The organism is Bacillus sp. FSL L8-0358 (assembly GCF_038593095.1).
Taxonomy (GTDB): Bacteria; Bacillota; Bacilli; order Bacillales; family Bacillaceae; genus Bacillus; species Bacillus subtilis.
In genome coordinates, this window is sequence record NZ_CP151962.1 from 2,349,621 (window position 1) to 2,374,332 (window position 24,712).

Sequence of the window (24,712 nt, forward strand, 5' to 3'; positions counted from 1 at the left end):
CGATTCAGCTTTTCTTTTCATCTTGAAAAAAATCTTTATTAAAGCTTGTTCCCTTTGTTTTGCTCTCCTCTTTTTTTAACGTTGCCCCTTTTCTGATCAGTTTGGTACCGTACTTTTTATTCAGCTTTTCCATCATCTGCTGAATGGGCTCATCCTTCGCATCTTCATTAAAGCTGAACAAATCGAGCTGTTTATAGGCCTGCTCTTTTTCTACTAAATCCGTTCCGGTAATGCCAAGCAGCCTGACAGGATTTTTATTCCAATGTTTAAAAAAGAGGTGCTCCGCTTCTTTCAAAATGTCATTTTTTTGATCAATCGGGTTTCTCAGCGTGGTGCTTCTTGTGATGGTTTTCCAATCCGCATATCTAATCATAATAAAAAGCTTCAAAGCCATGACTTCCTTGCGCTGTAAACGGTCACTCACAGAAGCCGCAAGCTTTCTAAAGATGCCTAACAGCTCTTCTTCATCACTGGAATCATGGGAAAGTGTCGATGAGTTGCCGACGCTTTTAAATTCGTAAATGCGCTCCGGGTCAACCGGCGCATGGTGAATGCCATTTGCTTTATTTTTAAGGCGCGGACCGTTGATGCCAAGCAGGCGCTTCAGCGAGTGTTCATCAGCTGCAGCTAGCTCTCCGATTGTATGGATGCCGAGTCCCTTCAGTTTTTCCGCTGTCTTTTTGCCGACTCCGTGCATCTCTCCAACAGGAAGCGGCCACAGGATATCAGGCACTTGCCTCTTTCTTAAAATCGTAATTCCAAGCGGTTTTTTCATATCAGACGCCATCTTAGCGAGAAATTTATTCGGCGCAATCCCTATGCTTGATGGGAGCAGCAGCTCTTTTTGCAGCCTGCTTTGGATTTCTTTTGCCGTCTCCAGCGCCCGGCTGCTGTATGGTGTATCGGTCATGTCCATATAGCCTTCGTCGATGGAGACAGGCTCCACCAGGTCAGTATATTCACGAAGAATGGTAAACATCGCTCTTGAAGAGCTTCTATATCGGTCAAAATTCGGCGGAAGAACGATAAGTTCAGGGCAATGGCGCTTCGCTTGCCAAACCGGCATCGTTGTTTTGACGCCGCGCGCTCTTGCTTCGTAGCTGCATGTCACCACGATGCCCTTTCGCTCCTTTACGTTTCCGGCAACTGCAACCGGCTTCCCTCGGAGGGCCGGGTCATATGCCATTTCCACCGATGCGTAAAAACTATTCATATCAATATGGAAAATAATTCGGCCCTTTCCCAGCATAAATAAATCTCCTTTTCGTTCATTAGACAACGGCTTGTACATATAGTAAAATGAAGGTATTGAATGGATGTGATGACAATGTTTGTGGAATCGATAAATGACGTTTTATTCTTAGTCGATTTTTTCACAATTATTCTTCCGACTCTGACGGCAATCGGGATTGCATTCCTCTTACGAGAGTGCCGTGCCGGCGAGCAATGGAAATCAAAACGAACAGATGAACATCAGACGGTCTTTCACATTAACCGAACAGACTTTCTTATTATTATATATCATCGCATTACAACTTGGATACGTAAAGTCTTCCGCATGAATTCGCCTGTGAACGATGATGAAGACGCCAGTTCTCTTCTTTTATAAACCGCATTTATAAAAAGGAGGAGAACAAATTGTTAAAAACATATCAAAAACTTTTGGCTATGGGTATCTTTTTGATCGTATTATGCTCGGGCAATGCTGCATTTGCCGCGACTAATCAGGTGGGAGGCCTCAGCAACGTCGGTTTTTTCCACGACTATTTAATCGAACCGTTTTCCGCTCTGCTTAAGGGTGTTGCCGGGCTGTTTCACGGTGAATACGGACTCTCTATTATTCTCGTAACCATTATTGTGCGTATGGTTGTGCTGCCTTTGTTTGTTAATCAGTTCAAAAAACAGCGCGTGTTCCAAGAGAAAATGGCCGTTATTAAACCTCAGGTTGACAGCATTCAGGCCAAATTGAAAAAAACGAAGGACCCTGAAAAACAAAAAGAGCTGCAAATGGAAATGATGAAGCTGTATCAAGAGAACAACATCAATCCGCTTGCTATGGGATGCCTCCCAATGCTGATTCAGTTTCCGATTATGATTGGGCTTTATTACGCGATTCGCTCTACACCTGAAATTGCGTCACACTCGTTTTTATGGTTCAGTTTAGGACAATCTGACATTCTCGTGTCTCTTAGTGCGGGAGCAATGTACTTTATCCAGGCCTATGTCGCTCAAAAACTGAGCGCGAAATATTCCGCTGTCCCGCAAAACCCTGCGGCACAGCAATCCGCAAAGTTGATGGTGTTCATCTTCCCTGTGATGATGACGATTTTCTCGCTTAATGTTCCGGCAGCCCTTCCGCTGTACTGGTTTACAAGCGGACTGTTTTTGACAGTGCAAAACATCGTCCTTCAGATGACGCATCATAAAAGTAAAAAAACAGCCGCTCTTACTGAGCCGGTGAAATAATGAAGCAACCCCGCGCGACAAGCCGGGGTTGTTTTTTTGTTACTTGCAAAGCATACCGCGCCAAACAGTCTTGTTTATCATGGCTGAAGCAGAAAGGGCCATCCTAAAAAACAGCCGTATCGTTTAAAAAGAAGGAAATCGGGAATACCTTTACTCACCTCCAACCGAAAGGAGCATATACGTTGACGGAACACTTTCAGCAAAAAAACATTTCTGTACCTGAAGGAATCTGGATCATGAGACAAACCTGGAATGATGTCTTATTTGCTCACTGGCCTGTTGATGTTTCTATCCTTCGCGCTTTGGTACCGTCCGCTTTAGAATTAGATACATATAACGGGCAAGCTTGGATCAGCATGCTTCCCTTTATGCTCACGAACCTGAGGGCGCGTTTTCTTCCTGCCATTCCCGGTGCGCGTGCATTTCCTGAGCTTAACCTCCGCACCTATGTCACGTATAAAGGCAAGCCCGGCATTTATTTTTTTAGCTTAGATGCCGATCATCGGCTGGCGGTCCTTGGCGCTCGCACATTCTTTCATTTACCTTATTTTTACGCGGATATGAAAGCTGAAAAAAACGGTGACGGCATTGACTATGTCAGCAAGCGGAGAGACGACGGAGAAGCAGCATTCCGCGCCGCATACCGGCCCCTTTCAGCTCCTTTTACAGCGGAAGAGGATTCGCTCGATTATTGGCTGACAGAACGATACAGGCTCTACACCACTTATCGCAATAAACTCTATTACGAAGACATCCATCATCATCCTTGGCTGCTGCAACATGCCGAGGCCGAGTTTTCCGTCAATACGGTGGCTGATGCTCACGGCATTACATTGCCAGAGTCAGACCCCTTGCTTCATTACGCTAAAAAACAGGATGTGTTATTTTGGCCGCTTAGGAAATGGAGTAGTTAAAAAAACCCGATGCGGGAAATCGCACTCGGGTTTTCTTTTTTATTTTGCCGCCTCTTCAATAATGGCAACAACCATTTCTGCCGTTTTAACGAGCTCTTCGATCGGCATTTTTTCATTTTTTGTATGGATTTGCTCATAACCGACAGCAAGATTGACCGTCGGAATGCCATGACCAGCGATTACGTTCGCGTCGCTTCCGCCGCCGCTCGTTTGCAGCTCGCTTGGACGTCCGATTTTAGCAGCCGCTTTTTTCGCGATTTCAACAACTTGGTCGCCGTCTTGATATTTAAAGCCCGGATACATAACCTCAATTTCGACTTCTGCGCGTCCGCCCATATCAGCAGCTGCCTCTTCAAAAGCAGCTTTCATTTTTTGAACCTGAGCTTCCATTTTCTCAGGAACTAAAGAGCGCGCTTCAGCAAGAATATGAACTTCGTCGCACACAATGTTTGTCTGTGTGCCGCCTTCAAACCGGCCGATATTAGCTGTTGTTTCTTCATCGATACGTCCCAATGGCATTTTTGAGATGGCTTTGCTAGCGATTGTAATCGCTGAAATACCTTTTTCAGGTTCAACCCCGGCGTGAGCGGTTTTCCCGAAAATTGCCGCTCTTACCTTCGCCTGTGTCGGCGCGGCCACAATGATATTTCCGACTTTTCCGTCTGAATCAAGAGCATAGCCGTAGGATGCAGTGATCATAGAACGGTCAAGAGCCTTCGCTCCGATCAGACCCGATTCTTCCCCTACTGTGATGATGAATTCAATCGTGCCGTGTTCAATGTTTTCTTCTTTCAGCACCTTAATCGCCTCAAACATTGCAGCCAATCCCGCTTTATCATCAGCGCCTAAAATCGTCGTGCCGTCAGTTTTGACGTAACCGTTCTCTACAACTGGTTTTACGCCGTTTCCGGGTACAACTGTGTCCATATGAGATGTAAAATAGATCGTATCTGTTTGTTTTGTCCCTTTTAGCGTGCAAATCAGATTACCGGCTCCGTGGCCCGTGATATCCATTGTATCGTCTTCTTTAACGTCCACACCTAAATCAGAAAATTTTTGTTTCAGCACTTTGCAGATTTCAGCTTCGTGCTTTGTTTCTGAATCAATTTGGACAAGCTCTAAAAATTCTTCCAGCAGGCGTTTTTCATTCACCATTTGTAAGTCCCTCCATATTAAAGCGGTATGTTACCGTGCTTTTTTTTCGGTCTCTCTTCTGTCTTATGTGCAAGCATATGAAAAGCTTGTATCAGTCTTCCCCTTGATTCTTCCGGCAAAATGATGTCATCGACCATTCCACAAGCGGCCGCTTTGTATGGGCCGGCGTTTTGCTTTTTGTATTCAGCTGTTTTTTCGCGTTTCGTCTTTTGCGGGTCAGCTGAAGCTTTGATTTCCTTTTCATACAAAATCGATGCCGCACCTTCTGGACCCATCACTGCGATTTCAGCATTCGGCCATGCAAACACAAGGTCCGCTCCGATCGCTTTGCTGTTCATGGCCACATAGGCGCCGCCGTACGCTTTTCTAATGATGAGTGTGACTTTTGGGACAGTCGCTTCAGCATAAGCAAACAATAATTTTGCTCCATGCCTGATGATTCCATTGTGCTCTTGCTGAATACCCGGCAGAAACCCTGGGACATCTTCGACAGTCAATAGCGGGATATCAAATGCGTCACAAAAACGGATGAACCTTGCTGCTTTATCAGCAGCGTCAATCGTCAGGCTTCCCGCCAGATGCTTCGGCTGGCTCGCCACGATGCCGATTGCTTTTTCACCCAGCCTTGCAAACCCAATGACAATGTTCTTCGCAAAAAATGGCTGAATCTCAAAAAAAGACTGCGGGTCGGCCAGCTCCCTAATCACCTTCCGAACATCATAAGGCTTTGTCGTATCAGCAGGGACAAGATGGTTTAATAACGGTCTGGACGCCTCTTTCTCTAGCTTCGGCTCTGTTGTCCGGCCATTCAGCGGCAAATAAGACAGCAGTTTTCTCACCCCTGTCAGAACCTCCTTCTCCGTATGCCCGGAAAAGTGGGCGTTTCCGCTGACGGCATTATGTATCCCCGCTCCGCCTAAGCTCTCCGCATCAACCTGTTCCCCTGTCACTTTTTCAATCACCTTCGGGCCGGTAATAAACATCCGGCCGGTCTGTTCAGCCATAAATATAAAATCTGTGAGTGCCGGAGAATATACAGCGCCTCCAGCGCACGGCCCTAAAATAACCGATATTTGCGGAATGACTCCGGAATATAAGACGTTTCGGTAAAATATGTGACCGTATCCATCTAATGATACCACACCCTCTTGAATTCTCGCACCACCTGAGTCATTCAGCCCGATAATCGGCGCCTTATTTTTTGCTGCCAGATCCATCAAAGCGCAGATTTTCCTGGCATGGGTTTCGCCAAGCGCCCCTCCGAACACTGTGAAGTCTTGTGCAAATACATAAACTGAGCGGCCGTCAATTGTGCCGTACCCTGTCACGACCCCATCCCCTAACATGCGCTGTTCTCTTGTTAGCACTTGACTTTCCATGAAGGGATGTAATTCGATAAAGCTGTCCTGATCTAGAAGAAATATGATCCTTTCCCGAGCAGTGAGCTTGCCCTTTTGCCGCTGCTGAGCCAGCTTTTCCTGTCCTCCGCCTTCTTCTGCCTGCTTGCGTTTCGTGTATAAATGATCCATGTGCTCATTCATGTTCATTGTGTTGGTCTCCTTTCGGTTCACAAAGCTCTACAAGAACACCGTTTGTTTCCCGAGGGGAAATAAACGCGATCTTTTTCCCATTTGCCCCCTGTCTTGGATACCTGTCAATCAATCGAACATGCCGGTCAGACAATGCTTGAAGCTGTTCAGATAGGCCGTTGCACAAAAACGCAATATGATGCAGTCCCTGCCCTTTCTTCTCCAAAAATAAACGGACGGGGCTGTCAGCTGTCAACGGCTCTATCAGCTCAAGTTTGACGCTACCAGCTTGAAAAAAAGCAACATTCACCTTTTGCTCTTTAACCGTTTCTTGATGAAGAAATGCAAGCCCCAATACATTTTCATAAAAGCTTCTAGCATCTTTTATCGAAAAAACGGCTATCCCGATATGGTCAAGCCTGTTCATTTGCATCCCTGCTTTCGCTAATAGATATCGCTTGTCCACCCATTCAAAACACGCTAAAATATAGACAGATTGTTTAAGGAGTGAAAATCATGTCTCAAAAACTGATGAAAAGCGTTTTGATCGTGATTTTGGGAGTTTTTATTCTTTCAACTGTACTCTCAGGAATCGTCATGTTTCTATAACGATAAAAAAGCAGGCGCCTTATTCAATGGGAATATCCTGCTTTTTTATCAGAGCTTTATGCTCGATGGCAATCTCCTCAAAAGAGCGGTTATCGTCCGTAATCAGCACTCTCGTTCCTACTGGTATCGTTTGAAACAAATGAACGACCTCATCGTTATGCATACGTATACAGCCGTTAGACACAAATTTTCCTACTGATTCCTCTCGGTTTGTCCCATGAATTCCATAAATCCGCCCGTCCGTTCCTTTCGCGTCAAATCCGATCCATCTGGCCCCAAGCGGGTTGTCAGGAGATCCCCCTTCAATATTTTTCTTTCTGTAGTAAGGATTTTCAGCTTTTACCGTTACCGAAAACTCTCCTTCAGGCGTCAAATCATCTGTTTTTCCAGTCGCCACACTGTACACGCCTTCTACTTTGTTGTCGAGGATAACAGCAAGTTCATTTGTTTGCTTGTTGACAATAACATATGGATCACCCGGCAGCGGATTTTCGCCGAGCGGCCAAATCGGTGAAATCATCATAAAAATCGAACATAAGAAAAAACGCATAAGCTCCTCCTTTTTCATTAGGTTGACCAATGAAGGAAGAGCTCATGCGAATCATCCGAGTGATTTTTGCGCTTTTATTCCTTTAAAATAACTTTTAATCACTAAATATTGTTCCATTTCGCCGAGAAGATGGAAGAGAGCGGCCCTCGCTTCAAATTCCTCTCTAGTCGCCGGAAGCGGCATCTCCTCAAATTCTTTTCTCATGTCAGCAAGTCTTTTCAGAAATTTGTACGCTGTATTCCCAGGGTGTATCGCCTCCCGCAAATCATGAATAAATTCAGCGATCATTTTTCCCTGATCTACCGTAATGGAGATCGATGTCACTTTAGGGAGAAGGCGTTCGATAATTTCAAATTGCTTTTCTCTCATTTTAAAATAATGATAATGCAGATTTTCATAACGCAAAATGTGGTTTTGCACATCTCGATATGCCAGGTTTTTAGCCTCCGTAATGAGCTGGTGCGTTTCCGGAATTTCTTTTCCTGACCAATCTTGCTCACCAGTTAACAAATACCGTTCGATTTCTGCAAAAATGACAGCAAAGTTATCCTCTATCTTTTTACGGTAGGCAATCAGTTTCCGGTCAAGACTAGGCATATACAAGTTCATCAATAGAGCGACGCCGATGCCAACCGTAATCAGCTGAACTTCATTCCAGATGAAAGCAAGCGTAATGCCGCCGGACATGTATAAATGAAGGATAATAACGGAACTGGTGACGATACCCTCGTTAATTTTTAACAAAACCGTTATCGGAATGAATATCAAAAGAAGCGCTCCGATAACAAACGGGTGGTAGCCAATAATCTCGAAAAAGAGATAAGAAAAAACAATTGCCAGACAGCATGCCGCAAAGCGGGCCCATGAGGCCTGAAGCGACCGTTTTTGTGTGATTTGTATGCACAAAATGGTGATGATTCCTGCTGATGCGAAGTTTTGCAAATGCAATAACTGGCTTATATAAATAGCCAAAGCTGTTCCAAGCGCGGTCTTTATTGTGCGGTAACCAATTTTAAACATGTCGGACTCCATTTCTATTTGTTTCTTCAATAAAAAAGAAGAGGCGGCCAGCCTTCTTCTTTTTTATATTCTATAATATTTTCTCTAAAAAGTCCTGCGCTCTTTTGGATTTTGGCGACATAAAAAATTCCTTCGGATTGCCGTCTTCGACAATCATTCCTTGGTCCATAAACAGCACACGGTCTGCCACTTCTTTTGCGAAGCCCATTTCATGTGTGACAATCACCATGGTCATGCCGGTTTCGACCAGCTCTTTCATCACCTGTAGCACTTCTTTGACCATCTCCGGGTCAAGGGCGGAGGTCGGCTCGTCAAACAGCATGATGTCCGGATTCATCGCAAGAGCCCTGGCAATCGCGACACGCTGTTTTTGTCCGCCAGACAAACGGTTTGGATAGTCATTTCGCTTTTCAAACAAACCGACTTTGCGGAGCAGGTCCTCAGCTTTCTCCTGTGCAGCCTGTTTTGATTCTTTTTTTACATTGACAGGCGCGTACATGATGTTTTCGAGAACCGTTTTGTGCGGAAAGAGATGAAAATGCTGAAAAACCATCCCGATGTTTTCCCGGACCTTTAATGTGTTGGTTTTCGGCTTCGTAATCTCTGTGTCTTTTATTGTAATGGTTCCGCCGTTAGGCTTTTCCAACAGGTTTAAACAGCGTAGGAACGTTGATTTGCCTGAGCCTGAAGGACCGATCACGGCAACAACCTCACCCTCAGCGATTGTTGTTGAAATGTTTTTTAATACTTCGTGTTTCCCAAATGATTTTGACAGCTTTTCAACCTTAATCATTGGATTTCAGCTTCCTTTCTACAGCCTTGCCGATAAACGTTAAAATCAGGACAAGCACATAATAAATCAATCCCGCGATAATGAGCGGCTCAAGGTAATTGTAAGTGGCGGCGCCAGCTTGATATGCGCGTCTCATGACATCACCAAGCCCGATGACGGTGACGATCGCCGATTCTTTTGTTAACGTAATTAATTCATTCACAATTGCAGGTGATATATTTTTGAAGGCCTGCGGCAGCAGCAGATCCTTCATCATTTTTCCATACGGGACACCGAGTGCAACAGCAGCTTCTTTTTGCCCTTTATCAATGGCATTGATTCCGGCTCTGATAATTTCCGATACATAAGCGGCGGAATTCAAAGACAATGCGACAACCGCAGCCCAAAACTGGTCAATTTGAAATCCGAGCAGCTGAGGAAGGCCAAAATAGACAATCATAAGCTGCAGCACTAAAGGCGTGCCTCGGAACACTGATGTATAAAAATCAGCGATCCAGATAAACGGGCGGAATGTGCTGATCTTGCATAAGCTTAGCACAATACCGAGTATAAGTCCGATAATAGCAGATACAACAACAATTTTTAATGTAATTGCCAAGCCTTCTAATATAAAAGGAATTTGGGGGATCGTTGCTGAAAAATCCAAATTCATAGCCTTTGTCTCCTTTTCTTACAGGAAAAAAGATTTCCTATTCAATAAAAAGGCTCAACGAAAAAGTTGAGCCGCTTTTTTTACTTCTCGCCAGTGAACCATTTTTTCTTCAATTTCTCAAGCTCTCCGTTATCTTCCATTTCCTTGAGCGCTTTATTGAATTTGTCTGTCAGTTCACTGTCCTTTCTGAAAGCAATTGCTGAACCGGCTTCTTCCGCTTTCGCATCAGGAATCACAAAGCCTTGCAGGTCATCATTTGATTTGAAATACCCTTCTGCAACAATGTCTTCAATAATCGCGGCATCGAAGCGGTCAGATTTGATTTCCTGCACCAAATCAGAAATTCTGTTGCGGTCTTCTGTTTTAAAACCATATTCCGGAGAAAGCTCTTTCCCCTTCTCTTCTTGAATAGAGCCAAGCTGAACGCCAACTGTTTTTCCTTTCAGGTCTTTCAAAGATTGAATGCCGCTGTCTTTTTTGCTGACAATCATATGGTTCGCTGTATAATACACATCTGAAAAATCAACTTGTTTTTTACGCTCAGGCGTTGGTGTCATTCCTGACAAAACGAGATCCACCTGTTTTGATTTAAGCGCTGTAATTAAGCTGTTGAAGTCCATATCCTGCACTTCAATTTCATAGCCTGCCTTTTTTGCCAGAGCTTTTGCCAACTCTACATCAAAACCGACAATATTATCGCCTTCTTTATATTCAAACGGTTTGTAATCCGCCGAAGTACCCATAATTAATTTTTTCTTGCCGCCTTCTGAACCTGAATTGCTTGAGCCGCAAGCAGATAATGCAAAGGTAATGCAGGCAGCTACAAGTAATAAGAGCCATTTTTTCATGATCCATTTCCCCCGTATTCATTACTTTTGGTGTATTTGAATATTTATTCGTTAATTTGTATTTTAAACAGTTTCTTATTTTTATGCAATACTATTTTTAAAAATTATCTTCAAGCTTATCTTTCCAGTGATCTCTTTTTGATATTACTAGATAAAAATAAAATCACTGTACAATCCGATTGAATAATCCTTTAATATTTATTCATATACCCTAGGAAATTTATGCACAAAAAAACCCGGGCTGCTTTGAGCATCCGGGTTGTTCGTCTTATACTTCTTCACAATATTCTTCAAAGGCTTCCTGCAGCTTTGCCACTACGGCCATCGGCTCATGGCCTTCAATTTCATGACGCTCTACCATTTTCATGATCTTTCCGTCTTTCAAAATCGCAAAGGACGGAGAAGATGGCGGATAACCTTCAAAATAGTCACGCGCACGCGCTGTCGCTTCTTTATCCTGTCCGGCAAAAACGGTGACGAGCTGATCAGGTCTTTTATCATAGTGAACGGAATGGTAGGCTGCCGGTCTTGCAATTCCTCCGGCGCATCCGCAAACAGAGTTTACCATGACAAGCGTCGTTCCTTTTTTCGTGAGTGCCTCATCCACCTCTTCAGCTGTTTTCAGCTCGGTGTATCCAGCAGCTGTAATTTCCTGTCTCGCTTGGCGGACAATATCATTCATAAATAAATTAAAGTCCATATTCAATGAAGACCTCTCCTTTTTCATCATCTGTTCTTATGATAGCAAGGAAATGTCCATATCGGCAAATGACTTTGCTTCGCCGTGCACTTTTTTTGCTCTTCGTTTACTGCTTACAGAAAAAGGGGATTATATAACTAGAAGTAAAATAAAGGAGCAGTTGTATATGAGCCACCGGAAAGCGTTACTGATTCATAACGGAAATGCCGGCAACAAAAATATAGAAAAAGCACTTGGTGCTGTGGTGCCGGTTTTATCTCACCATTTAGATGAGGTGATTATTAAGCAGACAAAGAAAAAGGATGATGCGTATCATTTTTGCCAATCCATTGATGATTCTGTCGACACCGTCTTCATTCTCGGCGGCGACGGCACGATCCATCAATGCATAAATGCTATCAGCGCTCTAGAAAGAAAACCCGCTGTCGGAATTTTGCCAGGCGGCACGTGCAACGACTTTTCAAGAGTGCTTGGCATCCCTCAAAATCTTGCAAAGGCTGCGGAAGCACTGATGGCAGGAAAAAAAACCAGCGTAGACGTATGTCAGATGAATGACCGTTATTTTTTGAATTTCTGGGGGATCGGCTTAATTGCAGAAACGTCGAATCAAATCAACGAAACGGAAAAAGCATTATTGGGAAAAATCAGCTATTTTACAAGTGCCTTGCGAACCGTCTCATCCGCTGCATCGTTTCCGATGACATTAAAAATTGATGGAGAAGAAATTAAAGAAGAAGCCGTTATGCTGCTTGTGATGAATGGCCAATACATTGGAACGAATCGAATTCCTCTGCCCGATGCCAGTATTGAAGACGGCTTACTTGATGTTCTCATATGCCGCAATACCAACCTCACCGCGCTGCGGGAGCTGATGAGCATGGAACAGGGTTCAATTGATCGTTTTACCGGAGAGTTGTCCTATGTCCAGGCTTCCCGTATCGAGATTGAAACAGACACTGCCAAAAAGGCGGATATGGATGGAGAAGTTTATACACATACACCCGCAGTCATTCAGGTTCTGCCGCAGCATATCGACATGCTTGTTCCCGCAAATGAATAACTGTCATAAGGCTTTAGAAAGATTTTGCAAATCCGTTGACTCTCCCCTAGGAGGAGGTCTTACAGTATAAGGGATACACACTTGAAAAAGGGGAAGTCATATGGAGAAGAAAAATATTACCTTAACGATATTATTAACCAATTTATTTATTGCTTTTTTGGGGATCGGGCTTGTGATTCCAGTAACGCCGACCATTATGAATGAATTGCATTTATCGGGGACCGCGGTCGGCTATATGGTTGCCTGCTTCGCTATTACACAGCTCATTGTCTCACCAATAGCGGGACGATGGGTTGATCGCTTCGGGCGCAAGATCATGATCGTAATCGGCCTGTTGTTCTTTAGTGTGTCGGAGTTTTTGTTCGGCATTGGAAAAACAGTTGAGATGTTATTTATCTCCCGTATGCTGGGCGGTATCAGCGCAGCCTTCATTATGCCCGGGGTCACGGCTTTTATTGCAGATATCACGACCATTAAAACACGGCCAAAAGCGCTCGGTTATATGTCAGCCGCTATTTCAACAGGATTTATTATCGGCCCCGGCATCGGGGGATTTTTAGCAGAAGTCCATTCCCGGCTGCCTTTTTTCTTTGCGGCAGCTTTTGCACTGTTAGCAGCCATTTTATCAATCCTCACGCTGCGTGAGCCGGAACGAAACCCTGAAAATCAGGAAATAAAAGGACAGAAGACAGGCTTTAAACGAATTTTTGCCCCCATGTATTTCATAGCTTTTCTCATTATCTTAATTTCGTCTTTTGGTTTAGCATCATTTGAATCTTTATTTGCATTATTCGTAGATCATAAATTCGGATTTACGGCCAGCGACATTGCCATTATGATTACAGGAGGAGCGATTGTTGGCGCCATTACGCAAGTCGTCTTATTCGACCGCTTCACAAGATGGTTTGGCGAAATCCATTTAATTCGGTACAGCGTAATTCTCTCGACGAGTCTGGTATTCTTGCTGACAACAGTACATTCATATGTTGCGATTCTGTTGGTGACAGTCACCGTATTTGTCGGATTTGATCTCATGCGGCCTGCGGTAACGACTTACCTGTCAAAGATTGCGGGAAATGAGCAGGGGTTTGCCGGCGGTATGAATTCAATGTTTACAAGTATCGGCAATGTATTCGGGCCAATTATCGGCGGAATGCTGTTCGATATTGATGTAAACTATCCCTTCTACTTTGCAACGGTCACCTTGGCTATAGGGATTGCACTGACCATTGCTTGGAAAGCGCCTGCACATCTTAAAGCCAGCACGTGATAAGAAGCGCATTCTTTGTGTACTGCAAAGAATGCGCTTCTTCTTTATACTGATGATAGAAGGAGTGATGGCATGAAGGAATCGTATTACTCAATTGGGGAAGTTTCAAAACTGGCAAACGTGTCGATTAAAGCGCTCCGTTATTACGATAAAATTGATTTATTTAAACCCGCCTACGTCTACCCGGATACCAGCTACCGCTATTATACAGATTCTCAGCTCATTCATCTGGATTTGATCAAATCATTGAAATATATCGGCACACCTTTAGAGGAAATGAAAAAAGCACAGGACTTAGAGATGGAAGAACTGTTTGCTTTTTATACCGAGCAGGAGAGGCAAATCAGGGAGAAATTAGACTTTTTATCAGCACTGGAGCAAACCATTTCATTGGTGAAAAAGCGGATGAAACGGCAGATGGAATATCCCGCGCTCGGTGAGGTGTTTGTTTTAGATGAAGAAGAAACACGGATTATTCGGACAGAGGCAGAAGGAATCGGGCCTGAAAACGTGCTCAACGCCTCCTACAGCAAATTAAAAAAATTTATCGAGTCAGCAGATGGATTTACGAACAATAGCTACGGCGCTACTTTCTCTTTTCAGCCCTACACCAGCATTGATGAAATGACTTACCGTCATATTTTCACGCCTGTATTGACGAATAAACAGATTTCATCAATTACGCCGGATATGGAAATCACAACGATCCCTAAAGGGAGGTATGCGTGTATCGCGTATAATTTTTCGCCTGAACATTATTTTCTCAACTTACAGAAGCTTATCAAATATATCGCGGACCGCCAATTAACAGTAGTCAGTGATGTATACGAGTTAATCATACCGATTCATTACTCCCCGAAAAAACAAGAAGAATATCGGGTCGAAATGAAAATACGAATCGCTGAATAATACAGCATAGAAAAAGAGCATTTTCTGAAACAAAAATTCAAAAAATGCTCTTTTTTCCTATTTAGTAAACAGATGTCTTCTCGTCAATCGATTCTAAAATTTGTTTCACACGTCCCAGGAATCGTCCGCACACGAGACCGTCAAGCACTCTGTGATCTAAGGACAGACACAGATTAACCATGTCTCTGACAGCAATCATGCCATTCTCCATGACAACCGGGCGTTTGACGATGGATTCTACTTGAAGAATCGCAGCCTGAGGGTAGTTGATAATGCCCATCGACTGAACAGAGCCGAACGAACCTGTGTTGTTGACGGTAAACGTGCCTCCCTGCATGTCATCTGCAGTGAGTTTTCCGTCTCTTACTTTTTTAGCTAGGCCGGTAATGTCTTTCGCAATGCCTTTAATTGTTTTTTCATCAGCGTTTTTAATCACCGGAACAAATAAAGAATCCTCTGTGGCAACTGCAATTGAAATATTGATATCCTTTTTCTGAATAATTTTGTCCCCCGCCCACATGCTATTCATTTGCGGGAATTCTTTTAACGCCTGAGCGACCGCTTTTACAAAAAAGGCGAAGAACGTTAAATTAAAGCCTTCTGTCTTCTTAAAGGAATCTTTTATACTGTTGCGATATGCAACCATATTTGTGACGTCGACTTCCATCATCGTCCAAGCATGCGGAATTTCTGTTTTGCTTCGCTTCATATTGGAAGCAATTGCTTTTCTTACACCTGTGACAGGGATTTCTTTATCACCGGCTGCAGACGCAGGATATGACGTCTCTTCTTTTGGCTCAGGTTTTGATGCAGACTTCGGTGCAGGAGCTGCTGTTTTCGGCTCCTCAGGATTCTGTTCTTGCACGCCGCCTGTTTCAATTAAGCGCTGAATGTCTTTTCGTGTGATGCGCCCGCCGGCACCTGTTCCTGTTACTTGTTCAAGATCAATGCCATGCTCTCCGGCCAAACGGAGTACAGCTGGCGAGTAGCGCTTTTTATTGGGCTGATCAGCTGCTTCGGCACTTTTTGCAGCAGGCGTCTCAGCGGCTTTTGAAGCAGCTGGCTGTTCTTGTTTTTGTTCAGCCGGATTCGCGCCTTCTGTTTCAATTTTGCAAATCACTTCTCCGACTTGCAGGATTTGGCCTTCTTCTCCCACAAGCTCTGTTATCGTACCAGTAAAAGAAGACGGAACCTCTGCATTTACCTTATCTGTCATGACTTCCGCGATTGGATCGTATTTGTTCACTTTATCACCGGGGGCGACAAGCCATTTGCTGATCGTCCCCTCTGTTACGCTTTCTCCAAGCTGCGGCATCGTCATTTGTTCAATTGCCATGATTGTATCCTCCCTTACGTCTTTAAAACTCCGCTAATTCTCTCATCGCCGCTTCCACTTTATCAGGGTTGACCATAAAGTATTTTTCCATTGTCGGCGCATAAGGCATAGCCGGAATATCAGGACCTGCAAGCCGTTTGATCGGCGCGTCTAAGTCGAACAGACAATGCTCGGATATAATTGCGGCTACTTCGCTCATGATGCTGCCTTCTTTTGTATCTTCTGTAACCAAAAGAACCTTTCCAGTTTTGGACGCAGCTTCGATGATGGCTTCTTTATCAAGCGGGTAAACTGTTCTTAAATCCACCACATGCGCTGAAATGCCATCTTTTTCGAGACGTTCTGCAGCTTGTAAGGCGAAGTGGACACACAGGCCGTATGTGATCACTGTGATGTCGTCGCCTTCCCGTTTTACGTCAGCCTTGCCGATTGGCAGGACATAATCATCAGCCGGAACCTCTCCCTTTATCAGACGGTACGCCCGCTTGTGCTCAAAAAACAGCACTGGGTCTTCGTCACGAACTGCGGCTTTTAATAGACCCTTGGCGTCATATGGTGTTGATGGCATGACAATTTTCAGTCCGGGCTGGTTGGCGAAAATTGCTTCGACTGATTGAGAATGATACAGGGCTCCGTGCACGCCTCCGCCGTATGGCGCTCTGACGACAATCGGACAGCTCCAGTCATTGTTGCTGCGGTAGCGGATTTTAGCCGCCTCAGAAATAATTTGGTTGACTGCCGGCATAATGAAATCAGCAAACTGCATTTCAGCAATCGGTCTCATTCCGTACATTGCCGCTCCGATACCGACTCCTGCGATCGCAGATTCAGCAAGCGGCGTATCCATAACGCGCTCTTCCCCAAATTGTTCATAGAGTCCGGCTGTTGCTTTAAACACACCGCCTTTTCTTCCTACATCTTCCCCAAGGACGAAAACGCGAGAATCTCGTTCCATTTCTTCTTTCATCGCCAAATTGATTGCATCAATATATGACATTACTGACATTTGTTCTTCCTCCCTACTTCGCATACACATAATCAAGCGCTGACTCAGGAGCTGCATAAGGGGCGTTCTCCGCTTCATCCGTCGCTTCATTTACGATTGCCATAATTTCATCCAGCATGGTTTGTTCTATCTCATCGGACAGCAGGCCTGTTTCCTTTAAGTAAGCTTGATAAGTAAGCAGGGGATCACTTTTTTTCGCTTCCTCTACTTCTTCACGGCCTCTATAGCTGCTGTCATCGTCATCACTGGAATGTGGTGTAAGGCGGTAAGAAATCGTTTCAATTAATGTCGGGCCTTCTCCTCTGCGCGCCCTTTCGCGTGCTTCTTTAACCGCTTGATAAACTTCCAGCGGATCATTTCCATTCACAGTTACGCCAGGCATCCCATAGCCTATGGCACGGTCGGAAATGTTCTCACATGCGACTTGCTTATCGTAAGGCACTGAGATTGCGTATTTGTTGTTTTCACACATGAAAATAACCGGCAGCTTATGGACAGCGGCAAAGTTCGCCCCTTCATGGAAATCGCCTTGGTTTGAAGACCCTTCCCCGAATGTAACAAAGGCTGCGATATCCTTTTTCTCCATACGTCCCGCAAGCGCAATACCGACTGCGTGCGGCACTTGCGTTGTAACCGGAGATGATCCCGTCACAATGCGGTTTTTCTTTTGTCCGAAATGCCCCGGCATCTGGCGGCCTCCTGAGTTCGGATCTGCTGCTTTTGCAAACCCGGACATCATTAAGTCCTTTGCTGTCATGCCAAACGCGAGCACGACACCCATGTCTCTGTAGTACGGCAATACATAATCCATTTCACGGTCAAGTGCGAAAGCCGCCCCTACCTGTGCTGCTTCCTGCCCTTGACAAGAGATTACAAATGGAATTTTGCCAGAACGGTTTAACAGCCACATTCTTTCATCGATTTTTCTTGCTAACAGCATGGTTCTATACATATCAACGGCTTCCTGATCAGTCAGCCCTAGTGCTTGATGTCGGTTTGTACTCATTCAAGCCCCTCCTTTATGCTTTTAAAAATGAATGGCTTTGCCATCTGCGGCAAGCGCTGCTTCTCCAATTGCTTCAGAAAGCGTTGGATGCGGGTGAATCGTTTGCCCGACCTCCCACGGCGTTGCGTCCAGCACTTTGGCAAGACCCGCTTCAGAAATCATGTCGGTGACATGCGGGCCGATCATATGAACGCCGAGAATATCATCTGTATCTCGGTCCGCCACGATTTTGACAAAACCGTCGCTTTCACCGTATACAAGCGCTTTTCCAATCGCCATAAATGGGAACTTGCCGATTTTGACATTATGCCCGTTCGCCTTTGCTTCGTCTTCGGTTAAGCCGACACTGGCAGCTTCAGGGCTTGAGTAAATGCACTTCGGCACAAGCGTCGGATCAAGCGGATGCGGATTGAGACCTGCAAAATGCTCAACAGCAATAATTCCCTCATGTGAAGCAACGTGAGCTAACTGCAGGCCACCGATTACGTCTCCGATTGCATAAATATGAGATTCCTTCGTTTGGCAGCTTTCATTGACTGAAATCATGCCATTTTCAGTAACAATATCGGTGTTCTCTAGGCCGATGCCTTCGATATTTGCCTGTCTGCCGATGGAAACAAGCATTTTCTCAGCAGAGTAGGTAACGGTTTCTCCGTCTTTTTCCGCTTGTATGCTGATATCGTCTGATGTTTTTGTCATTGTGTCAGGCAGCACTTTTGCCCCTGTTATGAACTGGATGCCTTTTTTCTTAAGAAGACTTTCCATTTCTTTTGAAATCTCTAGATCTTCAGTCGGCAATATGCGATCCGCGTATTCAATAACCGTTACCTTCACACCAAAATCATGAAGCATAGACGCCCATTCGATACCGATAACACCTCCGCCGACGATGATGATTGATTGTGGCAGCTCCTCCATTTGGAGCGCCTCATCTGAAGTCAGTACAGACTTACCGTCCGCTTCAAGACCCGGAAGCATTCTCGGTCTTGATCCTGTTGCAATGATCACTTGTTTCGGGATCAGCATGTCATTTTCTTCGCCATTTCCCCGCTCAACAGAAATTGTTCCCGGCAGCGGAGAGAAGATTGACGGTCCAAGGATACGTCCATATCCGGTGTATACGTCAATTTTTCCTTTTTTCATTAAATGATTTACACCCGCTGCAAGCTTATCAACAACGGCTTGCTTACGCTGCTGCACTTTTTCAAAGTTGAGGGACACGCCAGCCGTTTCCACCCCGAATTGATCGGCTTCACGAGCTGTCCGGTATACCTCTGCGCTTCTAAGCAGCGCTTTACTCGGGATACAGCCTTTATGCAGACATGTTCCCCCGAGTTTTTCCTTTTCCACAACGGCTGTTTTTAAGCCGAGCTGAGCGGCTCTGATGGCCGCAACATAACCGCCGGTACCGCCGCCCAGAATGACTACGTCATACTCAGTTGCCATGGTGACTCACTCCTGTCTGTCTATTCAATACGATATTGTTTGGATTGCTCTTCGCCCTGCAATACTCTGAGCGCCCCTTGGGCAAGAGACTGCAGTTCATTTTCACCCGGATAGACTAAAACGTCTGAAATCCAATCTATGTATGATCTGATAGCAGAAACAAAGCTTTTGCCGTACGCAAGGCCTCCCGTCAGCACAATCGCTTCAACTTCGCCTTTTAACGCCGCGCTGGCTGCCCCGATTTCCTTTGCTACCTGATATGCCATGGCATCATAAATGAAGCGGGCTTTTTCATCGCCCCCTTGAATCATCTGTTCCACTTTTACTGCATCATTTGTACCGAGATAGCCTAAAAGTCCGCCGGTGCCAACAAGCTTTTTCATGATTTCTTCTTTTGTATATTCCCCTGAAAAACATAGATCAACAAGATCTCCCGCAGGCACTGTTCCTGCTCGTTCAGGACTGAATGGTCCCTCGCCGTGTAGGCCGTTATTGACATCTACCACTCGCCCGCGGTCATGGACGCCAATTGTAATACCTCCGCCCATATGGGTAATAATCATTTTCATGTTCTCATATCGTTTGCCAAGGGAGGCTGCCGCTTTACGAGCGACAGCTTTTTGGTTTAACGCATGGAAAATGCTTTTCCGTTCAATTTCAGGCATGCCTGAAACTTTCGCAAGCACTGACATTTCGTCTACGACAACAGGGTCGACGATATACGAAGGGATATTCAGGCCGTCAGCGATTTCCCTCGCGATAATGCCGCCGAGATTAGAAGCATGCTGACCGGCGTAACCGCTTTTCAAGTCCTCAATCATTTCATCATTCACTACGTAGGTCCCGCCTTCAATTGGCCGAAGAAGGCCGCCTCTTGCGCAGACTGCATCAAACTTTGAGATATTGATTCCCTGTTCATGAAGCGTTTCGAGAATATGGTTTTTACGAAATTCATACTGATCAATAATTCGGTCAAATCGCTGCAGCTCTTCTATGTTGTGTCTCAATGTTTTTTCAAAAATGCTTCTTTCGTTATGAAAAACACCGATTTTCGTTGAAGTTGAGCCTGGATTAATTGTGAGAATGCGTTTTTCGTCAAGTAGCACTTTCATAACCTCCAGATCAATTTCTTAACGTCTGCTTAATACACTGTGGCCGTTTTGCAAAAACTGGCTTCTTGAGCGGCGCATGCGTTCAATCCGTTCCTCTGCTAAGCGGTCAGCCGCTAAATATGCAGGAATGCCGTCACGCTGAGAAATTTCAAGTACACGCTCGATATTGCCGTAAATGCCTTCGACTTTTTTCAATGCACGTTCTGCATTATAGCCGTAAAGCTCATCTGCCACGTTGATAACACCGCCCGCGTTAATCACGTAATCCGGTGCATAAACGATGCCCATTTCGTGAATTTGATCACCATGGCGGGTTTCTTTTAATTGGTTGTTAGCCGCACCTGCGATCACTTTCGCCTTCAGCTGTTTAATGGTGTCATCGTTAATAGTCGCACCAAGGGCACACGGCGCATAAATATCGCAGTCTTGTGAATAAATGTCATCAGGATCTACAGCACGGGCGCCAAAATCTTCAACTGCACGCTGTACAGATTGTTTGTTGATATCCGTAACGATTAAGTTTGCTCCTTCTTCATGCAGGTGGCGGCAAAGGTTATAGGCTACGTTCCCAACACCCTGTACAGCAATGGTTTTTCCTTCAAGAGAGTCGGTTCCGAAAGCAGCTTTAGCTGCTGCCTTCATTCCTCTATACACCCCGTACGCTGTGACTGGAGAAGGATTTCCAGAAGAGCCGAAAGCAGGAGAAATCCCTGTAACGTAGTCTGTCTCATCATGAATGATATCCATATCCTCGACCGTTGTGCCCACATCTTCAGCCGTGATGTATCTGCCGTTCAGCCCTTGAATATAGCGGCCAAACGCGCGGAACATTTCCTCATTTTTGTCTTTGCGCGGATCGCCGATAATGACTGTTTTTCCGCCGCCAAGGTTTAAGCCTGCCGCCGCATTCTTATAGGTCATGCCTCTAGCCAATCTGAGCGCATCTTCAATTGCCGCTTCTTCATTTTCATATGTCCACATTCTCGTTCCGCCAAGCGCCGGACCAAGCGTTGTATCATGAATCGCGATAATCGCTTTTAATCCAGATTGTTCATCCTGGCAGAATACCAATTGTTCGTAATCGTATTTCTCCATATATTTAAAAAGTTCCATGTTCGTTCCTCCTAATGTGTGTATTCTTCAGATGCGCATATTGCCAGCGCAATGGAATACAGTTTATTTTCAGCAGAGTCCGCTCTGCTTGTTAAGGCAATCGGTGCTTTTGCTCCTGTAATGACAGCCGCCACGCTGGCCTTGGCAAAATAAATCAGTGATTTATATAAAATATTGCCGGCCTCAATTGTTGGGACGAGAAGGATATCTGCGTTGCCCGCTACGTCTCCCGAAATGTTTTTCTGGGCCGCGGCAATTTGTGAAACTGCGTTATCCAAAGCAAGCGGTCCATCAACAATGCAGCCTTTGATCTGGCCCCTTTTGTACATTTGAGCTAGAGCAGCTGCATTCACGGTCGCTTCCATTTTTGGGTTCACCGTTTCAACCGCTGCCAGAGCAGCTGCTTTTGGCATATTGTTCCCTACTGCATGGGCCACATGAACTGCATTTTGCAAAATCTGCCGAAGCTCTTCCAGCGAAGGGGCAATATTCATTGCCGAATCTGTTACAAACATCAATCTGTCAAAATCCGGTATATCAAACACAGCCACGTGGGAAAGGACACTTGATGACCGAAGCCCCTCCTGTCTGTTCAATACCGCTTTAAGCAAAACAGAAGTCGGCACATTCCCTTTCATTAAAACGTCCGCTGTTTTATGATGTACAGCACGAACCGCTAATTTCGCCGACTCCTCAGGTGTATCGGCATGGACGATTTCCACTTGATGCCCTTGCATGGATGATGTCAGCTCGTTCAGTTTTTTGCTGTCGCCCGTTAACAAGAAACGGGCGGATAGGTGCTCGGCAGCCAGCTTTACAGCCCGGATCACTTCCTCATCCTCAGCATGAGCAACCGCAATAGTCTTGTTTTTGTGTATCGACGCTTTGCCGATTAAATCTTTCAGCTTCATCTGCTACCACCTTTCTTGTTTCGACTCCGCCTTTTATTATGCAAGTTCCGTGCCAGCTCTTAAGGGTGCTGTCATACCAGATATATTGAAACATTCGTGCAGATGTTTGCGTTTATTCTGCAAATTATTGCATGCCTTCATTTGCAAGGCCATATTTATCCATTTTGTAATATAAGTTCCGAATGCTAACACCGAGAGCTTTTGCTGTTTTTGTCCGGTTAAAATGATGCTTTTCAAGCGTTTGCTGGATCAAATGCGCTTCAAATTTTTCTACTGCGACAGACAGCTTTTCCCCTTCAATATCCGGAAAATCAAAACCTGTCCCCTGATCTGTGTCATTTTCTTTTTGCTCAAGTTCAAATATAGGCAAATGATCTTTTTCAATCCATTCCATATGCGGATTGAGAAAAATCATGGCTCGTCCAAGGACATTTTCAAGCTCGCGGACATTCCCAGGCCAATGGTAAGCAGATAAGGCGCGCAAGGCTTGCTGCGAGAGCCCTTTTACATTCCTGCCGTAATCCCGGTTGATCTTTTGGATAAGTCTGACGCTTAGTGCTTCAATGTCCTCCAACCGCTGACGCAAAGGCGGAATGGAGATGGGATAGCGGTTGATCCGGTAATACAGGTCTTCGCGAAACTTTCCATCCGCCATCGCCTTTTCAATATTTACATTTGTTGCCGCGATCACTCTGACGTTGACAGGGATCGCTTTCGTGCCGCCCACTCTGACGATTTCCTTTTCTTGAAGGACGCGTAGTAATTTGGCCTGCATATTTTGTGTCAGCTCACCGATTTCATCTAAGAAAATACTGCCGTTATTTGCTTCTTCAAATAAACCCTTTTTACCGCCGCGCTTCGCTCCTGAAAACGCACCATCCTCATAGCCGAACAATTCTGATTCGAGCAGGTTTTCAGAAAGGGCTGCACAATTCACGCGAATAAATTTATTGTATTTCCGGTCACTTTCGTTATGGATGGCATGGGCGAACAGTTCTTTTCCTGTTCCTGATTCCCCGCGCAGCAAGATGGTTGCCGGTGTTTTCGCACCGAGCTTCGCCTGCTCAAGCGCAACCAGCATTTGCTCGCTTTTGCCGATAATGTCGTCAAACGTGTATTTCGCTTCAAGCGTGCGAATAATTTGTCTGGCGCGGTTAAGCTCCGCTGTCAGCATTTTAATTTCGGAAACATCGTGAATCACGCCGACGCTGCCTTTCAAAATCCCGTCCACAATCACCGGTGCTACATTAACGATGACCTCTTTTTCATTCGGGCCGACCTTCATTCTGACACCGCGGACAGGACGTCTTGTTTCAAGCACCTTTAAATGCATGCTTTCACCTTCGGAAATATCAGTGTTTGCAGGCTTGCCGATGACTTCTTTTTCAGAAAGCCCCGTCATTTTCGTATACGCTTTATTGATTAGCAGGCCGATGCCGTTTTCATCAACGACAGAAATCGCCTCATCGGAGGATTGAATAATCGCCTCCAGCATCGTACGGACCTGCTTTAAGTTGGTCACTTCCTCTGCCAGCTCGACCGCATCAGTGATATCTTTAAACACACAAAGAGCCCCGAGCAGACGTCCGCCTTCATCAATAATCGGCAGTCTTGTGGTCACAATTTGCAAATGATCGCCTAACAGCTGCTTCTGGTTGTATTCAGGCACTCTTGTTTTTAAAATCCGCGGCATCTTAGTGCTCGGAATCACTTCTTTTATTGGGCGCCCAATGACTTCCTCACGTTTTTTTTCGACCATTTTTTCGGCCATATGGTTAAAGAGAATGATTTCTTCATTGATATCAATAAAAATCATTCCATCATGGGTGGAGTTAAAAATTCTGTCATATTTATAGGTTTGCTCTTTTAGCATTTGAATCAGGTGCTGCTTTTCTTCCATCAGCTGAAAAACGATGTATGCCATTTTTCCCGGCATGACAATGGTATCTTCATGCTTTCTTTGAAGGAGCTCGTCAAACACGGCTTGATCGCCGGTGGTATGAATGACGATATCCGGTTTTTGTTGTATGTAAGGTTTCCAATCAGATGATACGGCAATCCCATACTGTTCTGCTTCTTTCAATCCCGGCGCCTCGGGGTCTTTGTCAACTACGGCAATGATATCTATGATGGCTGTTTTAATCAGAATATGTAATAACGCCGTTCCCCTTTTGCCGGCACCTACTATCAGTACCTTTTGCATCCCGATACCCCTTTGTATGAAAAAATTTGCACACCTATTTATTCCGTTGCAATAATTTGCACAACCCTATGTTACCACGTTTTCTTCTCTTGACAAAATATTTT

At 45.0% G+C, this 24,712-nt stretch carries 25 protein-coding genes; 7 read left to right on the forward strand and 18 right to left on the reverse strand.

Going from position 1 to position 24,712, the window contains the following annotated elements; genetic code table 11:
* Positions 1-4: 4 nt before the first annotated feature.
* Complete coding sequence (locus tag NYE49_RS11955) at positions 5-1,249, reverse strand: DNA polymerase IV (RefSeq protein ID WP_015483410.1); 1,245 nt, start codon at positions 1,247-1,249, stop codon at positions 5-7.
* A 72-nt stretch (positions 1,250-1,321) separates the two neighbouring features.
* Between NYE49_RS11955 and mifM the strand changes: the two genes are divergently transcribed.
* From mifM to NYE49_RS11970, 3 genes are all read left to right on the forward strand, one after another.
* Positions 1,322-1,609: a membrane protein insertion/folding monitor MifM gene (gene mifM, locus NYE49_RS11960; RefSeq protein ID WP_080030738.1), complete on the forward strand. Its 288-nt coding sequence runs from the start codon at positions 1,322-1,324 to the stop codon at positions 1,607-1,609.
* A gap of 29 nt (positions 1,610-1,638) precedes the next feature.
* Entirely contained in the window at positions 1,639-2,466 is an 828-nt protein-coding gene (locus NYE49_RS11965) for a membrane protein insertase YidC (protein ID WP_015384041.1), read from the forward strand.
* 182 nt (positions 2,467-2,648) lie between these two features.
* Positions 2,649-3,380: a DUF2071 domain-containing protein gene (locus NYE49_RS11970; protein ID WP_047182848.1), complete on the forward strand. Its 732-nt coding sequence runs from the start codon at positions 2,649-2,651 to the stop codon at positions 3,378-3,380.
* 39 nt (positions 3,381-3,419) lie between these two features.
* On the opposite strand, the gene NYE49_RS11975 is transcribed toward NYE49_RS11970, so the two are convergent.
* Genes NYE49_RS11975 through mce form a run of 3 tightly spaced genes read right to left on the reverse strand, consistent with a single transcriptional unit; the run spans position 3,420 to position 6,491 of the window.
* Complete coding sequence (locus tag NYE49_RS11975) at positions 3,420-4,535, reverse strand: tripeptidase T (RefSeq protein WP_044445375.1); 1,116 nt, start codon at positions 4,533-4,535, stop codon at positions 3,420-3,422.
* Positions 4,536-4,552: 17 nt separating this feature from the next.
* Complete coding sequence (locus NYE49_RS11980; protein ID WP_080030739.1) at positions 4,553-6,076, reverse strand: acyl-CoA carboxylase subunit beta; 1,524 nt, start codon at positions 6,074-6,076, stop codon at positions 4,553-4,555.
* Positions 6,069-6,491 (reverse strand): methylmalonyl-CoA epimerase, encoded by a 423-nt coding sequence (gene mce / locus NYE49_RS11985; RefSeq protein WP_047182849.1) that lies wholly within the window; start codon positions 6,489-6,491, stop codon positions 6,069-6,071. The genes NYE49_RS11980 and mce overlap by 8 nt, the downstream gene beginning before the upstream one ends.
* Positions 6,492-6,580: 89 nt before the next feature.
* On the opposite strand from mce, the gene prli42 reads away from it, so the two are divergent.
* Complete coding sequence (gene prli42 / locus NYE49_RS11990; RefSeq protein ID WP_003226489.1) at positions 6,581-6,673, forward strand: stressosome-associated protein Prli42; 93 nt, start codon at positions 6,581-6,583, stop codon at positions 6,671-6,673.
* 19 nt (positions 6,674-6,692) lie between these two features.
* Here the strand turns inward: prli42 and NYE49_RS11995 are convergent, their stop codons facing one another.
* The 6 genes from NYE49_RS11995 to brxB form a co-directional block, all read right to left on the reverse strand.
* The gene (locus NYE49_RS11995) at positions 6,693-7,223 is read right to left on the reverse strand and encodes a L,D-transpeptidase (RefSeq protein WP_047182850.1); all 531 of its coding nucleotides are present in this window, start codon (positions 7,221-7,223) and stop codon (positions 6,693-6,695) included.
* 51 nt (positions 7,224-7,274) lie between these two features.
* Positions 7,275-8,243 carry an aromatic acid exporter family protein gene (locus tag NYE49_RS12000; RefSeq protein WP_047182851.1) on the reverse strand — a complete coding sequence of 323 codons (969 nt, stop codon included), beginning with the start codon at positions 8,241-8,243 and terminating at the stop codon, positions 7,275-7,277.
* Positions 8,244-8,313: 70 nt separating this feature from the next.
* Positions 8,314-9,036, reverse strand: coding sequence for an arginine ABC transporter ATP-binding protein ArtR (artR, locus tag NYE49_RS12005; protein ID WP_004398740.1), 723 nt, complete (start codon positions 9,034-9,036; stop codon positions 8,314-8,316).
* Positions 9,029-9,688 carry an arginine ABC transporter permease ArtQ gene (artQ, locus tag NYE49_RS12010; RefSeq protein ID WP_003230340.1) on the reverse strand — a complete coding sequence of 220 codons (660 nt, stop codon included), beginning with the start codon at positions 9,686-9,688 and terminating at the stop codon, positions 9,029-9,031. Before artQ ends, artR begins: the two co-directional genes overlap by 8 nt.
* An 80-nt stretch (positions 9,689-9,768) precedes the next feature.
* The gene (artP, locus tag NYE49_RS12015; RefSeq protein WP_003230337.1) at positions 9,769-10,536 is read right to left on the reverse strand and encodes an arginine ABC transporter substrate-binding protein ArtP; all 768 of its coding nucleotides are present in this window, start codon (positions 10,534-10,536) and stop codon (positions 9,769-9,771) included.
* Between the two features lie 268 nt (positions 10,537-10,804).
* On the reverse strand, positions 10,805-11,242 hold the full coding sequence (brxB, locus tag NYE49_RS12020; RefSeq protein WP_003226477.1) for a bacilliredoxin BrxB: 438 nt from the start codon (positions 11,240-11,242) through the stop codon (positions 10,805-10,807).
* A gap of 160 nt (positions 11,243-11,402) precedes the next feature.
* Here brxB and NYE49_RS12025 point away from each other — a divergent pair, with 160 nt between their 5' ends.
* The 3 genes from NYE49_RS12025 (at position 11,403) to bmrR (ending at position 14,475) form a co-directional block, all read left to right on the forward strand.
* The gene (locus NYE49_RS12025; RefSeq protein ID WP_029317938.1) at positions 11,403-12,296 is read left to right on the forward strand and encodes a diacylglycerol kinase family lipid kinase; all 894 of its coding nucleotides are present in this window, start codon (positions 11,403-11,405) and stop codon (positions 12,294-12,296) included.
* Positions 12,297-12,396: 100 nt separating this feature from the next.
* On the forward strand, positions 12,397-13,566 hold the full coding sequence (bmr, locus tag NYE49_RS12030; RefSeq protein ID WP_342410251.1) for a multidrug efflux MFS transporter Bmr: 1,170 nt from the start codon (positions 12,397-12,399) through the stop codon (positions 13,564-13,566).
* Between the two features lie 72 nt (positions 13,567-13,638).
* Complete coding sequence (gene bmrR, locus NYE49_RS12035; RefSeq protein WP_174616718.1) at positions 13,639-14,475, forward strand: multidrug efflux transcriptional regulator BmrR; 837 nt, start codon at positions 13,639-13,641, stop codon at positions 14,473-14,475.
* Positions 14,476-14,536: 61 nt separating this feature from the next.
* Here the strand turns inward: bmrR and bfmBB are convergent, their stop codons facing one another.
* From bfmBB to NYE49_RS12075, 8 genes are all read right to left on the reverse strand, one after another.
* Positions 14,537-15,811, reverse strand: a complete 1,275-nt coding sequence (bfmBB, locus tag NYE49_RS12040; RefSeq protein ID WP_174616719.1) for a branched-chain alpha-keto dehydrogenase complex dihydrolipoyllysine-residue (2-methylpropanoyl)transferase — start codon at positions 15,809-15,811, stop codon at positions 14,537-14,539.
* Between the two features lie 22 nt (positions 15,812-15,833).
* A complete protein-coding gene (bfmBAB, locus tag NYE49_RS12045) occupies positions 15,834-16,817 on the reverse strand; it encodes a 3-methyl-2-oxobutanoate dehydrogenase subunit beta (protein WP_004398638.1) in 984 nt (327 codons plus the stop codon).
* Between the two features lie 13 nt (positions 16,818-16,830).
* Positions 16,831-17,823 carry a 3-methyl-2-oxobutanoate dehydrogenase subunit alpha gene (bfmBAA, locus tag NYE49_RS12050; RefSeq protein ID WP_004398565.1) on the reverse strand — a complete coding sequence of 331 codons (993 nt, stop codon included), beginning with the start codon at positions 17,821-17,823 and terminating at the stop codon, positions 16,831-16,833.
* Between the two features lie 21 nt (positions 17,824-17,844).
* Positions 17,845-19,269: a dihydrolipoyl dehydrogenase gene (lpdA, locus tag NYE49_RS12055; protein ID WP_015384052.1), complete on the reverse strand. Its 1,425-nt coding sequence runs from the start codon at positions 19,267-19,269 to the stop codon at positions 17,845-17,847.
* Positions 19,270-19,289: 20 nt separating this feature from the next.
* Positions 19,290-20,381: a butyrate kinase gene (gene buk, locus NYE49_RS12060; RefSeq protein WP_047182852.1), complete on the reverse strand. Its 1,092-nt coding sequence runs from the start codon at positions 20,379-20,381 to the stop codon at positions 19,290-19,292.
* An 18-nt stretch (positions 20,382-20,399) separates the two neighbouring features.
* Entirely contained in the window at positions 20,400-21,494 is a 1,095-nt protein-coding gene (gene bcd / locus NYE49_RS12065; RefSeq protein ID WP_003230309.1) for a branched-chain amino acid dehydrogenase, read from the reverse strand.
* Positions 21,495-21,505: 11 nt separating this feature from the next.
* Positions 21,506-22,405, reverse strand: a complete 900-nt coding sequence (gene yqiS / locus NYE49_RS12070) for a phosphate butyryltransferase (protein WP_047182853.1) — start codon at positions 22,403-22,405, stop codon at positions 21,506-21,508.
* Between the two features lie 124 nt (positions 22,406-22,529).
* A complete protein-coding gene (locus NYE49_RS12075; RefSeq protein ID WP_047182854.1) occupies positions 22,530-24,608 on the reverse strand; it encodes a sigma-54-dependent Fis family transcriptional regulator in 2,079 nt (692 codons plus the stop codon).
* Between the last annotated feature and the right edge of the window lie 104 nt (positions 24,609-24,712).

Coding starts and splice junctions, on each gene's coding strand:
- NYE49_RS12025 (WP_029317938.1), top strand. CDS start 11,403: ATGAGCCACCGGAAAGCGTTACTGATTCATAACGGAAATGCCGGCAAC.
- yqiS (WP_047182853.1), bottom strand. CDS start 22,405: ATGAAGCTGAAAGATTTAATCGGCAAAGCGTCGATACACAAAAACAAG.
- prli42 (WP_003226489.1), top strand. CDS start 6,581: ATGTCTCAAAAACTGATGAAAAGCGTTTTGATCGTGATTTTGGGAGTT.
- NYE49_RS11995 (WP_047182850.1), bottom strand. CDS start 7,223: ATGCGTTTTTTCTTATGTTCGATTTTTATGATGATTTCACCGATTTGG.
- bfmBAB (WP_004398638.1), bottom strand. CDS start 16,817: ATGTCAGTAATGTCATATATTGATGCAATCAATTTGGCGATGAAAGAA.
- NYE49_RS12000 (WP_047182851.1), bottom strand. CDS start 8,243: ATGTTTAAAATTGGTTACCGCACAATAAAGACCGCGCTTGGAACAGCT.
- artR (WP_004398740.1), bottom strand. CDS start 9,036: ATGATTAAGGTTGAAAAGCTGTCAAAATCATTTGGGAAACACGAAGTA.
- mifM (WP_080030738.1), top strand. CDS start 1,322: ATGACAATGTTTGTGGAATCGATAAATGACGTTTTATTCTTAGTCGAT.
- bmr (WP_342410251.1), top strand. CDS start 12,397: ATGGAGAAGAAAAATATTACCTTAACGATATTATTAACCAATTTATTT.
- NYE49_RS11980 (WP_080030739.1), bottom strand. CDS start 6,076: ATGAATGAGCACATGGATCATTTATACACGAAACGCAAGCAGGCAGAA.
- NYE49_RS11955 (WP_015483410.1), bottom strand. CDS start 1,249: ATGCTGGGAAAGGGCCGAATTATTTTCCATATTGATATGAATAGTTTT.
- bfmBB (WP_174616719.1), bottom strand. CDS start 15,811: ATGGCAATTGAACAAATGACGATGCCGCAGCTTGGAGAAAGCGTAACA.
- NYE49_RS12075 (WP_047182854.1), bottom strand. CDS start 24,608: ATGCAAAAGGTACTGATAGTAGGTGCCGGCAAAAGGGGAACGGCGTTA.
- artQ (WP_003230340.1), bottom strand. CDS start 9,688: ATGAATTTGGATTTTTCAGCAACGATCCCCCAAATTCCTTTTATATTA.
- bmrR (WP_174616718.1), top strand. CDS start 13,639: ATGAAGGAATCGTATTACTCAATTGGGGAAGTTTCAAAACTGGCAAAC.
- NYE49_RS11975 (WP_044445375.1), bottom strand. CDS start 4,535: ATGGTGAATGAAAAACGCCTGCTGGAAGAATTTTTAGAGCTTGTCCAA.
- bfmBAA (WP_004398565.1), bottom strand. CDS start 17,823: ATGAGTACAAACCGACATCAAGCACTAGGGCTGACTGATCAGGAAGCC.
- artP (WP_003230337.1), bottom strand. CDS start 10,536: ATGAAAAAATGGCTCTTATTACTTGTAGCTGCCTGCATTACCTTTGCA.
- bcd (WP_003230309.1), bottom strand. CDS start 21,494: ATGGAACTTTTTAAATATATGGAGAAATACGATTACGAACAATTGGTA.
- lpdA (WP_015384052.1), bottom strand. CDS start 19,269: ATGGCAACTGAGTATGACGTAGTCATTCTGGGCGGCGGTACCGGCGGT.
- buk (WP_047182852.1), bottom strand. CDS start 20,381: ATGAAAGTGCTACTTGACGAAAAACGCATTCTCACAATTAATCCAGGC.
- mce (WP_047182849.1), bottom strand. CDS start 6,491: ATGAACAGGCTTGACCATATCGGGATAGCCGTTTTTTCGATAAAAGAT.